2 protein-coding genes are annotated in these 4476 nt (G+C 70.1%); one reads left to right on the top strand and one right to left on the bottom strand.

The window, feature by feature from the left end:
- Positions 1-173 precede the first annotated feature (173 nt).
- On the bottom strand, positions 174-3689 hold the full coding sequence (locus EIO58_RS13275; RefSeq protein WP_205789271.1) for a family 43 glycosylhydrolase: 3516 nt from the start codon (positions 3687-3689) through the stop codon (positions 174-176).
- A gap of 400 nt (positions 3690-4089) precedes the next feature.
- Here EIO58_RS13275 and EIO58_RS13270 point away from each other — a divergent pair.
- The coding region (locus EIO58_RS13270; RefSeq protein WP_164861695.1) for an FBP domain-containing protein at positions 4090-4476 on the top strand (387 nt) is incomplete at its 3' end.

Below are 4476 nucleotides of genomic sequence, written 5' to 3'. Positions count from 1 at the left end.
ACCCCGGTCGTCGATGACATGCGTGCAACACTCTCAACCCTGGATTTTTCCGTCAACACCCCGACAGAAAAATGCTTGGATTCTTCCGAGCCGTGACCAAAACGTCGCGGGGAATACGGGAGCGGGGCGCTCGCCCGTCGCGAGCGCCCCGCTGTGGGGGAGGGCGGCTGGAGTCAGCCCTCCGACGGCCGGGCCACTGTCAGGATCTCGCCCAGCGGACCGCTCTTCTCCATGCGCGCGATTCCGGGAACGGCCGCGTCACCGACGCGCGACGGGTCGGCCCAGTAGCCGTGGGCCGGGTTGTTGAAGAACGTCATCCACGGGTCGCCGTGCTCGTCGATGAACATGTTGTTGTGCCCGGCGCCCACGCCCGCTGTGTAGCGGGCGGTGTAGGGACCCTCGAACCTGTCGGCGACCGCCACGATCGCATCGTACTGCTCACGCAGGCCCGTGCCTGCGCGATACGTCGGACCGGACGCCGGCGTCGGCTTCCACGACCACGCGGCGTGCATCAGGTAGTACTTCTCGCCCACCTTCGTCACGGTCGCGCCCTCGAGGTAGGGCTCGGGGGAGTACTTGCGCTGCGTGAACGCCGGCAGGCTCGTGGGATTCACGAGGTTCTCCATGTCGGGCGTCATCTCGGAGTACAGGTCGTTGTGCAGCACCAGGTACGTCTTGTCGCCGTCATCGAAGAGCCCGCCGTCGATGTGGTAGTACTGCGGGTTGTTCGCCCGCACCGGCTCGCCGAGCGGGTGGTCGATGTTCGCCTCGATGTTGCGGTACGGCCCCTCCGGACCGCCCTCGCTCACCAGGATGAACGACCCCGTCAGCGTGCTGTGGTCACCCATGCACGCCACCAGATACCACGTGCCGTCGATGTGGTGCAGCTCGGGCGCCCACGCGTTGCCCGCCTTGGTGGCGGGGTCGTCGGGGTTCTTGTACTCCTGCCAACCCGTGACGACGACGCGATCGGCTGTGTTCTCGTCGACGAACTCGGGCGACCACACCTTGCCCTTCGGGTGATCGGGGCGGATGCCCGTCGTATCGACGAGCTTCCACGGTCCCTCGAGCGAGGGTGCGATCCACACGTAGATGCCGTCGTTCCACGGCGCCGCCTTGTCGAGCTCCGCGGGCTTGGTGGTGCCCGTCGCGACGTACACGGTCTCGCCGTCCACCTCGAAGCGGTTCACATAGGTGTCCCGCATCCACACGCGGCCCAGCGCCTCGTCCTGCGGCCGCAGCTCGAGATCGAGGATCATCGAGTTGTCGTCGCGCGGCATGAGCTCCTCGCGTCCGTCGGCCAGCCCATACGGCATGGGGATCGGCCAGCTCGTTGGGAAGGCCCGCTCCGCGCCGCCCATCGCGTACGTGCGGACGTAGTCGAACTCGGCCGTCGCACCCGCCGCGCTGTACGAGACGAGCCCGATGCGCAGGTCGCCCACGGTCGCGAGCGACCACACGCCGCCCCACTGCCAGTTCTCGCCGTCGGTGCTCGACGCCATGCGCACGTCCCATTCGCCGTTCGCGGCGTCCAGCTGCGCGTACAGCCGCAGCCAGGTCGTCTCGGCCGGCGCTGCGCCGAACATGGGCCCGTTCGCCACCGGAGCCGGAGGCGTCGCGGTCGGCCGCTCCGTCTCCTTGCCGAACTCGGTCTGGTGCAGGAACTGCCCGGCCTTGCGATTGAGGGGCAGGACGGAGTGCGCGAGCTTGAGGTACCGGTCGTCGGTCTCATAGAGCACGAGCCCCGCCTGCTGGGCGGCGCGGTCGCCGTCGAAGGTCAGCTTCGTCTCGACGATGAAGTCCTCGCGGGGCGCGGCGCGCAGCAGCACGGGTGCCGTGTTGTTCGCGAGGTGCAGTTCGGCGCCCTGCGTCGGCCACACCAGCGATCCGGCCGTCACAGTGGGGCCGGCCGCGGACGGGCGCACCCAGCTCCAGGCGTCGTCCGCCGCCTCGGCCTCCCCGTCGAGGTCGAACTCGTCGGAGTAGTCGGCGAGGAGCTCACTCGGCTGCGGGTCGGCGACCCGCTCGGTGACCGGCACGTACAGCACAGCCGCGCTGAGGTTGTCGGCATCGACGGCGACGCCTTCGGCGACCGCGCCGATCGCGCCGTGCGACTTCGCCTGCCGCGGCGCCTCGACGGCGACCGTCGCGAGCGGGTCGTTGAGGTTGGCGGCCGACACCTCGGCCGTAACCGTTCGACCTCGCCACTCGATCGCGACGACATGCCACGTCTCGTACGAGAAGTTCGCGGGCAGCGGCGCGGACTGCTCCGCGGTGCGCGAGCCGTGCGTCACCTCCAGGCGCAGCTCACCGGCCTGGCGATCGATCCAGGCCGTCGCGCCGTTCTGCCCACGCACGCCCATCGCGAGCCCGGCGGCACCGGTGTCGCCACCCTCGGCGAACCGCACATCTCCCTGCACGCGCTGGTCGCCCGAGGTCTGCGCCTCGGTGGTCAGCGAAGCGCCGGACCCGATGCGGGCATGGGCTCCGGCATCCGTCGACTCGGCGAGCGCCACCGCGCCCGTGCTCTTCCAGCCGTCGATACCGGACGTGAAGTCGGCACCCAGCGCGGGCGTCGTGACGGGCGCCGGCTGCTCGCCCGACGACGGGCCCGCTCCGGCGTTCACCACCGGCCAGCCGTCGATCCAGTCGAGGCGGTCGATCATCATGGGCCGCTTCGACAGGCTGAGGCGTCCGTTGCGCGTGTCGACCGGCGGGAAATCGGGGTCGGCCGTCGGGATCGCGTGGTACACGAGCCAGTCCTGACCGGCGAGGTCGGTCTGGATCGCGTTGTGCCCCGGCCCGGCGAAGCCGTTGCCGTTCGAGGTCAGCACGAAGCCGCCCTTGCTCGAGAGGGCCATGAGGTCGACGCCGTGGTCATCCACGAACGGACCGGTCGGGCTCTCGCTGCGGCCGACCTTGACCGTATAGCCGCTGAACGCGCCGTCGCAGCATCCCGCGTCGGAGTACATGAGGTAGTAGAAGCCGTCGCGCTGCACGACGAAGCCACCCTCCATGCGCCGGCCCTGCGCGATCTGCGTCACCTCCCCGACGAGCGCGGTGGCGTCGGCATTCATCTCAGAGACGCAGATGACGTCGTAGCTGCCCCAGTAGAAGTAGTGCGTGCCGTCGCTGTCGGTGAACAGCGCCTGGTCGATGTTGCCGGTGGGGCAGCCGGCGACGCCCGGGCCGCCGATGAGCAGGCCACGGTCGGTCCACGGTCCGGTCGGGGTCTCGGCGGTCAGCAGCGCGACCCCGCCGTTGGAGAGCGAGTAGGTGAGGTGGTACTCACCGTCGATGTAGCGGATGTCGGGAGCCCACGGCCGCGTGCCGCCGACCCAGTACGGGGGCAGCGGCGCGCCCGCCGGATACACGTCGCCGACGTACTCCCACTGCACCATGTCGGTCGAGCGCAGCACCGGGAGGACGTGCTCGCCGGCTTCGCCCGAGCTGTGGAAGATGGGGTTCGTCGTGCCGTACGCGTACCAGGCGCCGTCCTTGCCGCGGATCATCGCGGGGTCGGGGAACGTGTCGACGACCCCGGCGGTCACCGGGTTGGCATACGTTCCGGGCGCCGCGGCTGCGGCGTGGGGCGCGGAAGGCGGTGCCGCACCGGCCGGTGTGCCGACGAGCAGGGCACCGGCCAGCACCGCCGCCGTGGCGAGACTGGCTGTTCGCCATCGCATCATGGGTGGTCTCCTTCTTCATCGAAGTGCCGCGCGGGCGCACGACAACGACGCACGACGGGCGCGCGACGAGATCAGGACGGCCGGCGCCCCGCGCCGAGCGGCGATCGGGGCGGGACCCTCCGTGGGTGTTCGCGACCCATCAAACGGAGGTTGGATTTTTCCGTCAAGACTCCGGCGGAAAGGTCGGCGGGTTCAGGTGCGGGCGTAGGCTGTCGATCGTGCAATCCCTGTGTTCGGTGACGCCCGGTGGGCGTGAGGAGGTCCTCGGCGCGCTCCGTGCCGAGCGGAGGTAGCCGCGTGCGTCGCAGCCGACCCGACGCACCCGCACCTCCGCGCACCGCCGGTCCGCGGCATCCGATCATCGTCGCCTCCTCGGGGACGCCTCGCGAAGCAAGGAATCATGCACGCATTCACCGAGAAGGACATCCGCGCGTCCTTCGTCAACGCCTCACTGCGCGAACGCAATGCCCTCGTGGTGCCCGACCTCGCCGGGTTCGAGTGGGACCGGCTCGACTATCTCGGCTGGCGCGACCCGAAGCAGCCGCTCGCCGGCTTCATCGTGGTGCCGGTCGATGGCGAGCCGGTCGGCGTCCTGTTGCGCCAGACCGAGCAGCGCACCCGCACGCGGGCGCAGTGCTCGTGGTGCGAGGACGTCAGGCTGCCCAACGAGGTCGTGCTGTTCGGCGCCAAGCGCGCCGGTAAGGCCGGCCGTAACGGCGACACCGTCGGCACGCTCCTGTGCGAGGGGTTCGAGTGCTCCGCCAACGTGCGCCGGCCGATGCCGCCC

This window comes from Microbacterium sp. CPCC 204701 (assembly GCF_004010105.1).
GTDB lineage: Bacteria > Actinomycetota > Actinomycetes > Actinomycetales > Microbacteriaceae > Microbacterium.
Note: the sequence above shows the minus strand (reverse complement) of the source record. Positions and strands in the feature narration are given on the sequence as shown.

Excerpts from the sequence above, each read along its gene's own strand:
- EIO58_RS13275 (WP_205789271.1), bottom strand. The coding sequence starts at position 3,689 with ATGATGCGATGGCGAACAGCCAGTCTCGCCACGGCGGCGGTGCTGGCC.